Source organism: Flavobacterium sp. ZT3R18 (assembly GCF_007097385.1).
Lineage (GTDB): Bacteria > Bacteroidota > Bacteroidia > Flavobacteriales > Flavobacteriaceae > Flavobacterium.
Genome location: NZ_VJZS01000036.1, coordinates 1 through 16,216, shown reverse-complemented (window position 1 = coordinate 16,216; position 16,216 = coordinate 1). Strand labels below are relative to the sequence as shown.

The window sequence follows — 16,216 nt, the reverse complement described above, 5'->3', positions numbered from 1 at the left end:
ATCTATTCAATATTGTTTTTTATGGTATTATTTTCAGCTGGAATAAAAAGAATGAATGATATTAAAAAGCCATGGTTTTATTTATTTATTCCGTTTTATAGTTTTGTTTTACTACTAAAAAAAGGAGAAGATGAGAAGTATATAAAAAGCCAAACAACATACATCAATAGATATGCCTTTTTTAAATTATTGTTCATCTCTATTACGATAGGATTAATGAATTTAGTTTTATTCATCTCTCTCTGTCATACTAAATCGATGCAGGCTGGAATTTGCTCTTTAGTGTATTCTAGTTTTCTGATTGTGCTGTCTTTAATAATTTTCACTATACAGGTTTATTATTTTAAAAAAAAGGCTACAAATGATAGTATATATGCTTATTCTTTACGTTTTACAATCTTTAGTTTAATTATTACACTTTTATGTGTTTGGCAAAGTTGGAATTAAGAAGGAAATCATTTATTTACAACACAGGCTTTAGCAAAGACGATATATTAAAGGATGAATTGAGGCTTTCGTTTAGACTTTTTTGACGGGACACTCAACAATGGAAGAAAACATAAAATATGAAAATAATAAAAATTCACTTGTATGCTCTAGCGTTATTACTAACGATAACTACAGCATGCCAAAACAAAAAAGACAAAGAAGATATGAATGAACCAAAATTTGAATACGAAGCAACTGCAAATGCCTCTTTAGGTTATCCTATAGAAGTATATAAAGGAGGTCTTGAAAGCCAGTCTAGTTTTTCTGGATTATCAATTGGTATTGCTACAGGTAAATCAGGTTGGGGAGAGGCTGGTTCTGGAATGGGCTCCAGTGAAGCAACGGTACCCAATAGGCTAAACTTAATATGGATGTCCTATGCCGAAGCCACCCTCTATAGTATAGATTGTACCATAGACCATGACAAAATGGTAAAATTGTTTAAGGAAGGCTACCCCAGTTACGGCTCTTTAATAGACTTTGGCAAACATGAAAAGGACTATTACAGATACATTATTACAGGTTTTGCTCCTGGTGGCGTGGTGGTCATTTGGCTTTATGGGCCAGGAAAACAAGTAGAAATAGGGCGCTACCTAGGGGTTAAAACCAAGATATCTCAAGCCGAAATAAACACGCTAGACAACCACGAGCGATTATTGTTTGACGAATCGTGGCGAAAAGACATCATGAGCAATACCAGTATAATACCCTTAGAAATACAAGAGGCCAACAAGAAAAAAAGCATTCCTTACGGCTTATGGGATATTTATAGAGAAAAATACTATTGGCGCCCTACGGCAATTGTACAAAACGAAGGAAAAATGGATGAATTTTCATTTGATATGTACAATGGTGAAAAAGATGAATTATTTGGTGATAGTTTTATAAAAAATGAATTTCTAAAAAGAGCAACTCCCAATGGGTTTAGCATGAGCTGGAAAGACAAGGCTGGGCAACGCTATGCAGGCATTGCCGATTTTGATGAAAATGAAATTTTTGCTGCTTTTCAGGAAATATACAAGGACAATAAAGAAGGCAAGGTAGAGATAGAGTTTAGAGTAAGTTCTTTTAATGATGACTTGACCGTACGGCTCAAAGGGAATGACAAAGAAATAGCCTTGGTAAAATGCAAAATAGACGTTTTTAAATCGAAAAGAAAATAAGCATGGGAAAATCATTTGTTTACAATGCAGGCTCAAGCCAAGACGATATATTAAAGGATGAATTACGATTTAATTTTGGGGTATTTTTTGATGGCACACTCAATAATATGAAAAACACCAAACTCCGGAAATTATACCGGGATAAGGATTTTATGAATAATGAAAAAAAAGATGACTACCAATTTGATTCGTCGGGCGAAAAAGCTAGAGACACAGCTCGTCAGGCAGAAGAAGAAAACTATAGTAATATAGACAGTAGCGGTTTTAGCGACGAACATAAAGCGTATCTGGAAGCCTCACATAGAAATAGCGGTTATGAAGTTTGGAAATGGACTAAGGCACTAGATAAAATGGGAGTAGATAACAGTTTTGCTAATGATTTTACCAATGTCGCCCGTATGTTTATGGGGTGCAATGAGGATTATAGAATATACATTGAAGGAATAGGTACAGAGGATGTTGCCCGTGATACAGATGATGGTTTTCAATATGGGTCTGGGAGTACAGGCATAAGGAGCAAAGTACGTAAAGGCTGTAATGAACTTGCAAAAAGAATTCAAATTGCAATAAAGAAAAAAGAAAATAAAGAAAAGAAAACAAAAATAACCATTACGCTAGATGTTTTTGGTTTTAGTCGTGGAGCAGCTGCAGCGCGTAACTTTGTACATGAGGTAAACCAAATAACTGCAAAACTTATTCCCAAAAAAGTACAGGACGGGTATTATACTGAAAACCACTATTCTAAATCCGAGACTCTAACTCCAAAATACAAAACTATTTTTACTGATAGTGATCTGGAAGAAATAGATGTTTCGCTATTAGAAGATAACAAAATGCCAAAAATGGGGCATTTAGGGTATAGCTTTCTTGTAAATAAAATTTCACCTGAAGATTTAGAAAACATTAAGGTAGAGGTACGTTTTATAGGTCTCTATGACACGGTATCGTCTTATGAAGAAAAAGGCGATTTAAAAGACGATAATACTCTTGGAAAAGGCGCTGTACATGTTATTGCTTCAAGTTTATTTCAGGATGATGAAGAGGCTTTGAATTTACATGATTTAAAAGCAACTCAAATAGTACATTTTACAGCAAAAAATGAGCATCGTGAGAATTTTGATTTAACGCGACTATTGCCAGGAAAAATAAGTGAAGCAACAGGAAAAAATAATAGAAAAGAGAAAAACTTTCCTGGAGTGCATTGCGATATTGGCGGTGCTTATGAAAACGGTCTAGAAAAGATAGACGAAATAGAAACCTCTCAGCCTAACACATTGGGTCATGTAACAAATGCATTGAATTTTTTTACAACAAAAGCGAATCTCAATATCGAAAGGTTCAATTTACAAGAATTTAAAGAGGAGTTAATCTTCGAACATTGGTTTAATGATTCACAACTAGTAATAAGTGACGATTTGATACAAGCTTATAAAAAACTAACCGGCACTAGAATGTTAAGAAAAGAGTATAGTTATATACCCTTGCATTTTATGGGGGAGCTTGCAAAAGATTATTTGCAGGATAAATTAGTAACTAGTATGGATGCTTCTTATCCGCTAGGCGATGACCAAGTGTTAAACGCTGCAAAAAAACGTTTGCGTAAATATGTTATGGCAGAAGATAATGAACTCGAATGGGAATACGATGATAAAATACACGAAGCAGAGAGAGTAGTTGAATATGATAAAGCGTATGAAAATTTTAAAAAAAATGTATATCCTAAGATAGAAGCACAAAGAAAGGAAGAAATAGAAAAAAGAATTTCCGAATTAAAAAAGGAACGAGAAATAGCTCAAAAAAGACCAAGTTCAGGTGAATATTCACCTGGTTTACATGGGCTTTACGATTATGGTTATTTGAGAGATGATCACAGAAATGAGAAAACAATAGAAGAAGATAAAAAAAATGCTTTTTCGAAAACATCAGAATACAGTAACTATGATACATTGGATCACTACAGGGCATTTAAAGGCTACACAGAGGATAATATTCTTAAAATATTAAGAAACCAATATTTCCATTGGTCATCCAATAGAGATTGGATGGGTATGGATCCACGAAAGAATAGAATTAGACTTGAACACCCCTTGAAAAAAAATACCTAATGATAGCCTTAACACATTTTATATTCGACTTTGCTTTAGACCCCGTATTAGACAAAATTCTGTTTTATAGGTTTAGAACTACGGTAACTGATTTTACTAATAAAAAGCGTGCTGTCGAGAATGTATCTACTCGTGATGTAGAGCTTGTATATTTAGGCAAAATAAGAGATTTATTTTATTTTGATGTATTTACATCAAAAGTGACTTTAACATCCAATCAATCGATACAAAACGAGCGATTGCTAAAAGAAGACATCTATGCGTTTGGTGACATTTTGTTAGGAGTAAATGATAAAGGTGAAATTAAAAAAATTAAAAACCTTAAAGAAATCCAAAAACGATGGGCAGAAACAAAGGCTGAACTAAGAAAAGATCATGTAGGTTTTGAATTTGAAGATTTCCTGAGTGATATTACAGAGGTGTTAGAAGACGAAGAAAAGACAGTCTACTTCTTGAAAACCAATGCTATGTTTGGCTTGTATTTTCATGGATTATTCGGTAAAAATGATGTTCAGAAGATGCCAATAAAACGAAAAAGTATTCTTTTAGATCTTGATGATACTGAAATTACAGAAGAAATTTGGATAGATAAAAGAGGACCTCAAGTTAGTATCGGTGCACAAAAAAGTGATGATGCCAATAAAAAAATTATATCCAATAATGTTGAGATACAAGGATATCAAGGAACATTGACTTACGGTGATGAAAATCAATTGATAGAAAGCAATTTAAAAATAGAAACTGAACACAAGAACATAAAATACAGTGTAATATGGGTTGGCTAGACAATATTTTTGGAGGATTAAGTATGCCTGATTACGATAAGATGTTACAGGAACGTTTGGACAAAGAACAAAAAGAAAAAGATGAAATCTTTGATTTTAGTAAAAACAAAGATCAAATAAATGAAGATATAGCAGGACATAATATAGAACATAAAAGCTCACAAAATACTAAACGAAAGGAAAAAGCAAAAGAGGAAAAGAAAAAAGAAGAAAAAGCCTCAGACGGACAGAAAATGGTTCTTGATGGAGCAAAATTACAATGCACGCTGTGCACAAATCCACTTGGGGATCTCAAAGTAAACTTTGATACTCCTACAACTCAAGGCAAAAAAACGGCTACTGTAAAAGAGAAAGACATGAAAAGCTTAATCTTTAAAGGTAATTGTACCAAAAGCCCACAAAGTTCCAGCCCTTGCGCCTCGATGATGCAATTGGGAAAATGGAAGGACGTAGGAACTTCAAAAGTACAAGAACAATTCCCGCTGCTCTTAAAAAGTACTATAAAATGTAATTATGGAGGTGTTGATATAAAAATTACAGATTGCGGACAGCGCAACGAACCGGAAGACGTTAAGCCGGCATCCAAAGGACTAAAGAAGAAAAAAATTCTAAGTATGGCATGGATGTATGACGATATGGAAGAAAAAATCCAAAAAGCCTATGTTAGAGAGAAGATAAGTGTTTTGATAAAAACGAGAAATTATAAAGAAGGAGAGGCGATAACAATAATTGTCGATGATAAAAACGGATACGATGCAAAAGATGGAGTAAAAGAAATAACATTTTCAGGAACTGTGGGAGCAGATGGGCAAGCCATTTTAAAGGAGGAAGTAGAGCTTGAAGATGTAGCGGAAGGACCTAAACACAAAACAGACAAAGAATTACAACGAGAAGAAGCAAAGAAAACTGAAATTTACATCACTCGAGAAGGTAAAGACTATACTCGAGCAGAATGGAAAGAGTATCAAGAAAAGTGGCAGGACGATATGGATAAAATAAAGGCGGAAAAGAAAAAAGGGTTTTGGGATAGTATTAAAAAATAAGTGGTATGGAAAAATTTAGAGATGAAGATTTTACTGGTAGAGTTTTAAGATTTAAGAGTGCAGATGGAGATACTAGATTTCAGGATGTAACTTTAGAGATATATAAAAAGAAATGCTATTGTAATAGAGATTTTACGGAAGTGGAATTAACCGATATTATTACCAAACTGAGAAAAAAAGAAAATGTACATGAAGAGCAACAATTTTATAACAATGAAGATCCTTTGTATATTAATGAGAATGAAGTTTTACTTGTAAAAAAGGGAAAAGATGGTTACTATGATTTACAAAATAAGTTCGTTCAAAAAGAGCAACCTAAGAGATATAAAAAAACGTTAAGTAAATTTGATGAATTAGGGCTTGCGGTTTTTCAATCAAAAAGAATTGAAAAAATACAAGAGAAGGATACGAATTTGACCGTATTTACAAGAGAAATAAATAAAACATTTAAAGTACACGAAATAAATACTTGCATAAGAAAAATTCATTTTTTATCTCAAAGTTATCAAGAAACCAGCTCATTTGTGGATACTTGCGAACAGTTTCCCAAAGATAGTTATGGTGGGGGAAAATTCTATAGAGGTAGAGGATTGTTACAATTAACACACGACTATAACTATGAACCATATTTTGAATATTGGAAAAGTGTTCCTAAAACAGAAGTAGGAGTATTTGTATTTCCTCCCAAAGTAGAGCCGCCTAAAATTTTTACAGATTTTGAGTATTTCGTGAAATCTATATCTAGTAATTTATTTTTAGCTTGTGATTCAGCTGGTTGGTACTGGAAAAATAATAATATTAATAAATATGCCGATTTAGACGACATTCGGAAAGTTTCAGCAAAAGTAAACAATCCTTCAGCATCTGAAAATACAACAGGAGTAATTAATGGTTTAGCTGAAAGAACAGTAATTTATAATCTTTTAAAACCAATATTTGAGTATGAAAAATTTCATAAATAATTGTATAGTACTATTTGTTTTATTGTTTTTTTCTTGTAAAAATGCCCCAAAACAGGGGGTAATTCAAAAAGAACAAAATAAACAAAAAACATTTAAAGAACATAATTATAAAAATGTTTCTTATATAGATAGAGAGTTAGATAGTGTAATTTACAAGTTAAGCATCTGTTCTGGTGATGATTACGCGCTTGATGATTTAGGTCGCCAAACAGTATTGTTAAAAAGAGAAATATTTGTTGGAGATTCATGTTTTGGAGGGTATTCAAATATTTCTAAAGCATTGAGTTATGCAAAAAAAAAACAGGATGAATATACAAGAATATCAATTAGCATTTTAAATAAAAAAGGGAAATTTAATGAAGTCTGGTTTTGGAAACAAATAAGTTATGGCGATGGCGAGTTAGCAGGGTACATAGTTTTAGATGAGGGGTATTATAAATATAAAAATCATAATAAAAAAGGCCTTAAGATTAGCTATGATTATGGATTTGACAATTACTTGAAATTAAACACGCTGAACTTCATAAAAGAAAACAATATGTGGAAAATAATTTCTCGAGAGTCAATTAATACTTCTCCAGAAGAAAGCCAACATTATTTTATAGAAACAACTAATTTGCATGGGCATTATAGCGGAGAATTATCCGATACTTTTCCGCCTTCTGAAAAAGTAGAGATAACAAATGAAATGATTATTTTTTATTGAGAATTAACTCGTAAATATACTAAACCTATACACAAAACTGACAAATAATTACAACAAGAAGAAGCCCATAAAAATGAAATTCATATAACTCACGAGGGTAAAGGTTATACTCGAGCCGAATGGAAAGAGTATCAAGAAAAGTGGCAGGACGAAATGGATAAAATAAAGGCAGACAAGAAAAAAGGATTTTGGGATAGTATAAAAAAATAGTTATGAACGACAATAGAATACTTTATATAGCAGAAATTGACGGAGATACAAGATTTCAAAATGTGACATTAGAAATTATAGATAGAATTGTATATATAAATGGACATTTTTATAACACAGATGGCACTTTTGAAGGAAAAAACGATGAGCCTGAAAATACAGGAAGTGTTGAGGATGTTTATACTTGTACAGGAAAATCGACTAAGAAAGATGAATCAGGAAAAGAGCTCACGACTTATAATGGTATAAAGTTGTTGAAAGAGAATGATGAGAATATTGCGCATTCAGATTTTCAGAAAATATGCAATATTGTTAAGCATGAGGGTCTATCATCAGAAAAAGAAGAATATTTATATATTGCACATGCCAATTATAATGAGTCCAAAAGAATTGGACAGACAATGTTTCAGCTGTTAAATTCAGGATATTCAAGTGTAGAAGCTAAATTTAAGGTTGAAATGAAAACTTCTGAGAATGATCGGATTTCATTATATTCTAGAGCTGGTGTAATTGATGCTCTTTTCAGAAATATAGATGATGATAAAGAAGACCCTACAGATAATGCTACGCAATGGGACGGAGAAGATTTTTTAGCCTGGGGTATAGATACTGATTTAAAGCCTGACAGTAAAACTAAATACGGACATAATAAATTTGACGAATACGATTATATTAAAATTAGTAAAACTTTATACGATTCTTTTGTTGAAAAAGTAACGGGAAGACGGGGTTCTACATTAAATTATAATTCAATTCACGACACTACTAAAACTACTTCTGAAAAAGGAACGCATACACACAAAGTAGTGAAGAAGAAAAACAAAGCAATTTATGACTTACCCAATGTCGATTTCTCAGAAGAAGAATATTGGACTACAGGAGATTTCTACTATAAAAATGCAACCAAAAGAACTTTTGGATTAGAAGCAACTTGTGTTGCAGGATATACTATATTTTGGAAAAAAATAAGAATTTAATGGTAAAATTAATCTCTACCTTATTTATATTACTAGTATTTAATATAAATATATTTGCACAATCGTCAAAATCGTATTCTATAGTTTATATAGTTAATAAAATTATTGACAAAGGAGAATATCTCGATGATATAAAAATTAATAAAAAAAATGAAATCAATACAAAGAAATTGATTTACATATATAATTTCAAAAAGGATACTATTGCTTATTATGATTTTTATGAATCTGCAATAACTGCAAAAAAGAAGTCTGCTTTATATACTTTGACAAGAAAGGAAGATACCTTATCATTAAATTTCAAAGGCAATAATTATGAAAATAAAATTAAACTCGTTTTCAATATCCCAACAAAAACAATTAGAATAGGTTCTAAAGATGTTTTTTATCTTAATGATATTTATTACAAATATCTTTACAAAAACATCTATGAAAATTTGAATATTCTTGATTTAATAGATTTTCTAGAAGACTTTTTGCAAGATTATAATCTTGAAGATTTGAAATTTATTTCTTCAAATGAAAAATATAAGCATAAGGATTTTAAACTGATAAAAGCTTATATGGAATCGTATAGATCACAGGCATCAGATTATCTAGATAAGTGGAATGTAAAATTTTTATACAATAAGGAGGGAATTTTAAATTATCTTTTAAAAGAATCCACAGAAGGAGATCAATCATTAGAAAAGAAAATAGTTTTTTCTAAAAAGGATACTTTTAAATATCTTATAAATAGAAATAATGAAAGTAGGTTAATTACCACTAACGAAAAATCATTTAATATAAATACTAATAGTTATGACGAAAAAGTCACCGCACTACAAGTAGGATTGGGTAAGGAAACAAAATATGAAATTAAAAGAACGGTTTATAAAGTATTTCCTTCGGATGAGTTATTTTTAAATTCAAAAAACATTTTGGAAATAATTTCTTTAAAGTAGATTATGGTTAATCTGCAAGTAAGTGACAATACTGTTTGCTAAAAATGAAATTAATGAAAAGAGATCAGATAAAAGATAGAATATTAAAACGAGCTGCACGAGCTTGGGGTTCTTCAAGTATAGAAATGGAATCATCATTTGACCCTATGGTGTCATTGATGATAAGCGCATTGTCGCATGAGTTGGAGAAAATTTCCGAGGAACTTCAGGATTTAAATACTGGTGTTGTAGAGAGGATACTCGAGATTATGTTCCCTGAAGCTAGTATTGGAGCCAGGCCAGCGCAGGCAATTTTACACGCTTCACCATTAGAAAACAATACAAAAGTTTCGTTGCTCAATCAGTTAACTATAGACAAAAGAATTCCTAACATTTACAACCCTTTGGAACCAATTTTCAAAGAGATTGCTTTCTCTCCGACATTAGAAGTGAAATTAGCTTCTTGTGAGATTAAGTATATAGCTTATGGAAGTAATTTATATGAAGTTTCGAATGTTTTAGAAAAAAAAGCGGTTGAAGATTATCATCATTCATTGCCTTCCGGGGAGGTTTTTCTGGGCATAGAATTGAGTAACCCAAATGTTTTGGAACTCGAAGATTTGATGTTGTATATAGACATTAAAGACATTCAGCAGAAGGAAATGCTTGAATATTACTTGAAAAATATGAAATGCTTTTATGATGATACTCAAGTTAAGATAAAAGCGGGTTATAATGTTCCTCTAAATAACAATGATGCCGTTAATTTAAATAAGAGCAGCGTGCATCTTAGTGAAATAATAAAAGAAGTAAACGAATATTACTTTGACAACTTTTATACCCTAAAAGAAAAACTAAAACATAAAAATTTAAAAAAATACAACCTGAATCATGAGTGTTTTGCGCAGGTAAACAACACAAATGACAAACCAATTATTTGGATAAAAATGGTCTTTCCGGAATCATTGGTTCCGCAGGTATTAGATAATGTGATTTTTCAGGTCAACTGTTTTCCGGTAATTAATAAAAGACTGCATACAATAAACAAAGTACTTAAAAATACATTGTCTTATTTGGTACTCAATACAGAAAAAAGTATTTATCTTGACATAGAGAATGTTATAGATCCATTTAACAATTATTATGAAATAAAAGATTTTATAGATAGTGTAATAGAAGATGGAACGGCAGTATTACGAACAGCTGGTACTTCTAAATTTGACACGAGAAGCGCAACTGAATTGATTCAAAAAGTACTGGATTTACTAAAAGATGAAGGATCTTCTTTTTCTTATATAGGTAAGGATTTTGCTTCGAAATCTTTAGGGGAAATCAGCCAGTTATTGTTATCTGTTCAGCAGCAGGCAGGTGAGAGCAATTCTGTTAAGAATAACGATCCGCATTTAATAATCAAACCAAGAGTTGATGTAGCTGGTGATCAATCATTTGATGTAAATTATTGGTCAACTGCTGCCGAAGATGGTAATAATATCAAAACAGGTACTATTTTAGAACCAAAGGACAAATTGTTTGATTCAAACAAATCGATCGTATTAATCACGACATCTGTTGGCGGTCTAAGTAAGCAAAGCGATCAGGATCGCATATTTTTCTATCGTAATGCCTTATTAACACGTGGGCGAATTGTGACTATTGCCGATATAAAAGCCTTTAGTTTTAATCATTTTAAGGCTTGTATTTCAGGTGTTAGAATAGAAAAAGGCACGCGGAAAGAAATTTCTTTAAAGGAAGGATTCAGCAGAACAGTTGATATTTATCTAAAAATAAACAAATCCGAAAAGGAAAAATTGCCCGTAAGTGAGTGGGGATATTTATGTGAGAGTTTCATGAAGTATTTAAAGAGCAAATCATCGGGCGTATTTCCTTATCGCCTCTTTGAAGAGAGTTAATTAATTGTTTATGTGCTTGTTTTAAGTGCTGAATCTATTTTTATAGCAAAAAATATTAAACATTCTTCAAGAATAATAAATAAGATAACACTTATAATCAAACTAAAAGTTGTTTTAGTTTGGTTCTTTTTGTCATCCATAAAACTGGTATGATCATTTTTAGCAAAGTTCTTGTTGATGATTTAAAGTGTTTTCAAAATCAAATATTTAACGTTATTAGACTATCATAGGTAAAATTTACTCATGATTGCAAAGCATTTTTTTCTTGACTAACTTCGTAGTTGATTGGACGTTAAACTTGAAAATGTATAAAACTGAATTCTAGCCCATAAACCTATCATGGACATAATATGTCCATGATAGCAAAACATTTTTTTCTTGTTTAACTTTGTAGTTGACTGAATAATGAACTTGAAAAATGTGTGGATATGGATTTCAGAAAAGAATGGCTCTCAACTGAGCAAGCCAAAAAAATTGACATGACTAATTATCTGTCTCAATTAGGATACAATCCTGCTAAAATTATAAATGTAGATTATTGGTATTGTTCACCTTTGAGGGATGAACACGACCCCTCTTTTAAAGTCAACCGAAAGCTTAATTTATGGTTTGACCACGGTTTAGGTAAAGGAGGCAACATAATTGATTTTGGCATATTGTATCATGGCTGTACCGTTAGTGAATTGTTACAAAAGCTCAGTACTAATTTTTCTCTTCAACAGCCAACTTTTTTGCATTCAAATAAAAGTATCGATACAGAAAATAAAATCAAAATTCTGGGAGATTTTCCGCTTATTTCTCCAGCACTTTTAAGATACCTCGAACAAAGAAAAATACCCATTGAAATTGCCGACCAATTTTGCAGGGAAGTTCGTTATGAACTCAATAACAAAACCTATTTTGGAATTGGTTTTAAAAACAATTCCGGAGGTTTTGAAATTCGTAATCCGTATTTCAAAACTAGCAGCTCGCCAAAAGACATTACCATCATAGATAATGGTTGTGAAGAAGCTCTAATTTTTGAAGGTTTTATAGACTTTCTATCCTTTAAAGCTACAACCAAAAACCTTCCCGAAAAAGGTCAGGATTTTGTTGTTTTAAATTCAGTTTCATTCTTTGAAAGAGCACGCCCATTTATGGAAAATCACAAACATATTCGGCTTTATCTTGACAGGGATACAACAGGAATAAATTGTACTCAGCGTGCACTTTCAATGAGTTCCCAATACAAAGACGAAAGTACCCTTTACAAAAACCACAACGATTTTAACGACTGGATTATGAATCCTTCAAAAGCTCCCAAAAAACATTTAGGGCGCAAATTATAAAAATCACCCACAACTTATTTACAATTTTCAAAGACTGTAAACTTTTTGGTAGTCTCTGAAAGATTGAAAGTCTTGAAGATATTAAAAAAGCTAAAAGAATGCAACGTTCCTGCACTCAGCAAGATGAACGGTTGTCGGACAACCGAATCTTGCTGCCCTGTCCTCGGAACTCGGGTGCAGAGAAACTGAAAGGTTAAAAAGAGTTTGATAACAATGAAAATGAAAGATGATGGAAAGAGAAAATTCAAACAGGACACGCAAAATCACGCTGCGACTAACGCCAGAAGAATATGCGAAAACAGAACAGAAATGGAAAGCCAGTACTTGCCGTAAACTAAGTGACTATCTCCGTAAACATCTATTCGACAAGAGTATTACAACCACTTACAGGAATCAATCCTTGGATGATTTCATGGAAGAAACGGTAGTACTTCGTAAGGAGTTAAATGCTATTGGGAACAATCTAAATCAGGCAGTAAAAAAACTACATAGCCTGCAACAAATTCCTGAATTCAGAGTCTGGATTATCAGTTTTGAAATAGATAGAAAAATCATAAATGATAAGATAGACGGCATTAAAAGTCACACCTGTAAAATTACGGACAAATGGTTGCAATCATAAAAACAAGTCACTCCATCCGTAGCGTTTTTTACTACAACGAGAACAAAGTCAAAGCTGGTATTGCCGAGTGTATCGTAGCTGGTAATTATCCTACTGACGTCGATAAAATGACAGATATTATGAAGCTAAATCGTTTTGTAAAACGAGCGGAATTAAACGAAAATGTAAAATGTAATACGCTACATATTTCCCTGAATTTTGACCCATCGGAAAATCATTCCAAAGAAAAACTAATAGCTATTGCAGATACTTATATGGAGAAAATAGGTTTTGGTGAACAACCCTATTTGGTATATCAACATCACGATGCTGGACACCCGCACGTTCATGTGGTGACTGTCAATATTGAAAGGGATGGTAAGCGAATCGACCTACATCATTTAGGTATTAGAAAATCAGAACCTGCAAGAAAGGAGATTGAAGAACTCTTTGGACTAGTAAAAGCAGAAGGACGAAAAAAGAAAGAGCAATTTAGTTTAGAACCTATTTCTATGGGCAAGGTTCAGTATGGAAGGATGGAATCAAAGAAAGTCATATTCAATGTTCTAAATGTAGTTCTGAACCATTACAAGTATGAGAGCCTTACAGAACTTAATGCAGTATTGAATCAATATAATGTCATGGCTGACCGTGGTAGTGAGAATTCAAAAATATTTTTAGCAAAGGGATTGGTTTATCATATATTGAACGAACAAGGCAAACCAATAGGTGTTCCAATTAAAGCGAGTAGTTTTTATAATAAACCAACTTTGAAATTCTTAGAAGAAAAATTTAAGAGCAACGAGGTTAGAAGCATGTCCGATAAATCAAGAGTGAAACTTGCTATTGATGTGGCACTGTTAAGAGAGAAAGCAATGCCAATAACCGAGCTGGTAAGACAATTAGAAAAAGAAGGTATTCATACCGTTTTTAGAAAAAGCGCAGAAGGTTTGCTTTACGGCATAACCTATATAGACCGTACGACAAAAAACGTTTTTAATGGTAGTAGCTTGGGGAAACAATATAGTGCAAAAGCTATACAGGAGCGTTGCGCATTAAAGGTTGCTGGTGAAGAAAAAAGAAGTCAGATTTATGAAAATCTTCCTTCTAAAGAATTGTTGATTAACAAAATGGAACAACAAAGAGGTACATTAACTATTCCTGATTTGGTAAAAGTATTGGATGTGCTTATACTGGGAGAGAAGCAATACTTTACAATGTTACCAAAATTAGATAAGATAATTGATAATTTAATGCAGTCTGAACAAGCAGCTGATTATTTACCATATCAGTTAAAAAACAAAAGAAAGAAGAAACAGAGAAGAGGGTTAGGGCACTAAAACTAATTACATAGTTACAATAATATTTAATATTAAATCTATTTCATACCTTTACACTATCTAGAAAGATATTAAAATACTGAATGTCTGTAAATTACCTATACAAAAAAACTTGATTACTATTGGCATTATAATTGACATATATCATAAAGCACAATGAAACAAAAGATTAATATAGCAAACATCTTTCCCAAGCATTTGTTTTGGGACATGGATTATAGTAGACTTGATCTAAAAAGGGACAAGGCGATTATAATACCTAGAGCTTTGTATGCTACTACTCCAGATACTTTTGAGGCGGATATCCAACTGTTGGAAAACTTGTATTCTCCTGAAGATATTGTGAAATATCTAAAAGAGACTAAAGAAAACATTAGCAACAAGGTCTGCTTAAGTGTAGCCAAACGTTATAATGTAGCACCGTTTCAACGTTTTGTCTTATCAATATGAGCGCCGTATCTCCAGCTATTCTTAAAACTATTCAAGAACTACAAAGCTTGTCATCACTTTCGGACTTTGCATTAGGCGGAGGCACTAATCTTGCTCTACAATTTAATCACAGAATATCAGATGATATTGATTTGTTTTGCCCAGATATTATTGGTAAAGCTGGTTTTAAACAAATAGAAGACGAGGTTTTAGCATTTTATGGAAATAAGGCAAGCAGGTTTGACAATCCATGTGATATCAACGACCAGTTCACTTTTCTAAGGTTTTTTATAAATATAGAAGACGGAGTAACCATAAAAATTGAGCTATTACAAAATATGAAAAATCTTTATCCTATTGAGATAAAGGACAATATTCGACTTTTATCAAAAAGAGATATTGGATTATTCAAACTAGTTAGCGCAGCCAACCGTACAACCAAAAAAGATATTTATGACCTTGATTTTATCACTAATGAAATTCCGCTTGTGAATTTATATGACGAACTAAAAATCAAGATGGCTAAATACAATCAAGATAAAGACAGAACTATTTTTGATTTAGAGAAGCATCTTTCACCTATTGATAATCCTCAATTATTACTAAAATTCGACGATGTACCAAGCTCAACGAAATTACCCTCTCATTCCCATGATAATATTCATATCGTTGAAGGGAATAAAATTTGGGCAGTATCAAAGATTGATTGGCGAACTAAAGTAAGAAGTCTATATTCTCATCTTAGCATGCGTTTTCCCAGACCACAAGGTTTTCGATTGAGGTAACATTATAACGAATTATCTACTAGTAATATACTGTTTTTGCAATAATTACTTTAAAGCAAGTTTCTTTAAATCCTGCAAGAAATGGTTCGTAAACGATACCGTATGGACCACCATAAGGGACAAGGAATAAAAATTCTTCTTTGTCCCTTTTTTATTTTTATCTATTTCACTATTAATCAGGTGTAGTAACTCCGCCGCTTCGTTGATTCTTGTGGTTCGAAATCCAATTCCGTCGAATGTCAGATTTTCATGATAGATTGAACCAATTAAATCTCGACATTCCACAAATGTTGTTTCATTATACACAACATTCAGTTTTAGTAGATTGTCAATCCCTGCGTTAAGCAGTCCTTCTATATCTTCTTTTGAGGTCGGTACCTAACCACATATTATTTCTTTATGGCAAATATTATCTGCCTTTACCATCCTTTTGATTAAATTGTTAAATATTGTGTCTTTG

Annotated in this window: 14 protein-coding genes and 1 pseudogene; all 15 read left to right on the top strand. The window is 32.2% G+C overall.

Annotated features, from left to right (window positions below):
• Positions 1 to 447: pseudogene (locus FNW52_RS20165) on the top strand (hypothetical protein); the annotation flags it as partial.
• Between the two features lie 119 nt (positions 448 to 566).
• Complete coding sequence (locus FNW52_RS20160) at positions 567 to 1,652, top strand: DUF2931 family protein (RefSeq protein WP_143379267.1); 1,086 nt, start codon at positions 567 to 569, stop codon at positions 1,650 to 1,652.
• A gap of 2 nt (positions 1,653 to 1,654) precedes the next feature.
• Positions 1,655 to 3,757 (top strand): phospholipase effector Tle1 domain-containing protein, encoded by a 2,103-nt coding sequence (locus FNW52_RS20155; protein WP_143379266.1) that lies wholly within the window; start codon positions 1,655 to 1,657, stop codon positions 3,755 to 3,757.
• On the top strand, positions 3,757 to 4,542 hold the full coding sequence (locus tag FNW52_RS20150; protein WP_143379265.1) for a hypothetical protein: 786 nt from the start codon (positions 3,757 to 3,759) through the stop codon (positions 4,540 to 4,542). The genes FNW52_RS20155 and FNW52_RS20150 overlap by 1 nt, the downstream gene beginning before the upstream one ends.
• A complete protein-coding gene (locus FNW52_RS20145; RefSeq protein ID WP_221933421.1) occupies positions 4,530 to 5,585 on the top strand; it encodes a DUF4280 domain-containing protein in 1,056 nt (351 codons plus the stop codon). The genes FNW52_RS20150 and FNW52_RS20145 overlap by 13 nt, the downstream gene beginning before the upstream one ends.
• A 5-nt stretch (positions 5,586 to 5,590) precedes the next feature.
• Positions 5,591 to 6,547 (top strand): hypothetical protein, encoded by a 957-nt coding sequence (locus FNW52_RS20140; RefSeq protein ID WP_143379264.1) that lies wholly within the window; start codon positions 5,591 to 5,593, stop codon positions 6,545 to 6,547.
• Positions 6,528 to 7,253 (top strand): hypothetical protein, encoded by a 726-nt coding sequence (locus tag FNW52_RS20135; protein WP_143379263.1) that lies wholly within the window; start codon positions 6,528 to 6,530, stop codon positions 7,251 to 7,253. Before FNW52_RS20140 ends, FNW52_RS20135 begins: the two co-directional genes overlap by 20 nt.
• A 212-nt stretch (positions 7,254 to 7,465) precedes the next feature.
• Positions 7,466 to 8,440 (top strand): hypothetical protein, encoded by a 975-nt coding sequence (locus tag FNW52_RS20130; protein WP_143379262.1) that lies wholly within the window; start codon positions 7,466 to 7,468, stop codon positions 8,438 to 8,440.
• On the top strand, positions 8,440 to 9,384 hold the full coding sequence (locus tag FNW52_RS20125; RefSeq protein WP_143379261.1) for a hypothetical protein: 945 nt from the start codon (positions 8,440 to 8,442) through the stop codon (positions 9,382 to 9,384). The genes FNW52_RS20130 and FNW52_RS20125 overlap by 1 nt, the downstream gene beginning before the upstream one ends.
• 53 nt (positions 9,385 to 9,437) lie before the next feature.
• Complete coding sequence (locus FNW52_RS20120) at positions 9,438 to 11,273, top strand: type VI secretion system baseplate subunit TssF (protein WP_143379260.1); 1,836 nt, start codon at positions 9,438 to 9,440, stop codon at positions 11,271 to 11,273.
• Positions 11,274 to 11,701: 428 nt separating this feature from the next.
• On the top strand, positions 11,702 to 12,601 hold the full coding sequence (locus tag FNW52_RS20115; RefSeq protein WP_143379259.1) for a toprim domain-containing protein: 900 nt from the start codon (positions 11,702 to 11,704) through the stop codon (positions 12,599 to 12,601).
• Positions 12,602 to 12,830: 229 nt separating this feature from the next.
• Positions 12,831 to 13,223: a plasmid mobilization relaxosome protein MobC gene (locus FNW52_RS20110; protein WP_185966051.1), complete on the top strand. Its 393-nt coding sequence runs from the start codon at positions 12,831 to 12,833 to the stop codon at positions 13,221 to 13,223.
• Positions 13,208 to 14,542 (top strand): relaxase/mobilization nuclease domain-containing protein, encoded by a 1,335-nt coding sequence (locus tag FNW52_RS20105; RefSeq protein ID WP_143379257.1) that lies wholly within the window; start codon positions 13,208 to 13,210, stop codon positions 14,540 to 14,542. The genes FNW52_RS20110 and FNW52_RS20105 overlap by 16 nt, the downstream gene beginning before the upstream one ends.
• A 210-nt stretch (positions 14,543 to 14,752) precedes the next feature.
• Positions 14,753 to 14,992, top strand: coding sequence for a hypothetical protein (locus FNW52_RS20100; RefSeq protein ID WP_221933420.1), 240 nt, complete (start codon positions 14,753 to 14,755; stop codon positions 14,990 to 14,992).
• A complete protein-coding gene (locus FNW52_RS20095; protein ID WP_143379255.1) occupies positions 14,989 to 15,756 on the top strand; it encodes a nucleotidyl transferase AbiEii/AbiGii toxin family protein in 768 nt (255 codons plus the stop codon). Before FNW52_RS20100 ends, FNW52_RS20095 begins: the two co-directional genes overlap by 4 nt.
• Positions 15,757 to 16,216: the final 460 nt, after the last annotated feature.

Bases quoted from the DNA above. Each gene is read 5' to 3' on its own strand.
- FNW52_RS20100 (WP_221933420.1), top strand. From the start codon at position 14,753: ATGGATTATAGTAGACTTGATCTAAAAAGGGACAAGGCGATTATAATA.
- FNW52_RS20110 (WP_185966051.1), top strand. From the start codon at position 12,831: ATGGAAAGAGAAAATTCAAACAGGACACGCAAAATCACGCTGCGACTA.
- FNW52_RS20160 (WP_143379267.1), top strand. From the start codon at position 567: ATGAAAATAATAAAAATTCACTTGTATGCTCTAGCGTTATTACTAACG.
- FNW52_RS20095 (WP_143379255.1), top strand. From the start codon at position 14,989: ATGAGCGCCGTATCTCCAGCTATTCTTAAAACTATTCAAGAACTACAA.
- FNW52_RS20135 (WP_143379263.1), top strand. From the start codon at position 6,528: ATGAAAAATTTCATAAATAATTGTATAGTACTATTTGTTTTATTGTTT.
- FNW52_RS20130 (WP_143379262.1), top strand. From the start codon at position 7,466: ATGAACGACAATAGAATACTTTATATAGCAGAAATTGACGGAGATACA.
- FNW52_RS20140 (WP_143379264.1), top strand. From the start codon at position 5,591: ATGGAAAAATTTAGAGATGAAGATTTTACTGGTAGAGTTTTAAGATTT.
- FNW52_RS20125 (WP_143379261.1), top strand. From the start codon at position 8,440: ATGGTAAAATTAATCTCTACCTTATTTATATTACTAGTATTTAATATA.
- FNW52_RS20115 (WP_143379259.1), top strand. From the start codon at position 11,702: ATGGATTTCAGAAAAGAATGGCTCTCAACTGAGCAAGCCAAAAAAATT.
- FNW52_RS20120 (WP_143379260.1), top strand. From the start codon at position 9,438: ATGAAAAGAGATCAGATAAAAGATAGAATATTAAAACGAGCTGCACGA.
- FNW52_RS20155 (WP_143379266.1), top strand. From the start codon at position 1,655: ATGGGAAAATCATTTGTTTACAATGCAGGCTCAAGCCAAGACGATATA.
- FNW52_RS20150 (WP_143379265.1), top strand. From the start codon at position 3,757: ATGATAGCCTTAACACATTTTATATTCGACTTTGCTTTAGACCCCGTA.
- FNW52_RS20145 (WP_221933421.1), top strand. From the start codon at position 4,530: ATGGGTTGGCTAGACAATATTTTTGGAGGATTAAGTATGCCTGATTAC.
- FNW52_RS20105 (WP_143379257.1), top strand. From the start codon at position 13,208: ATGGTTGCAATCATAAAAACAAGTCACTCCATCCGTAGCGTTTTTTAC.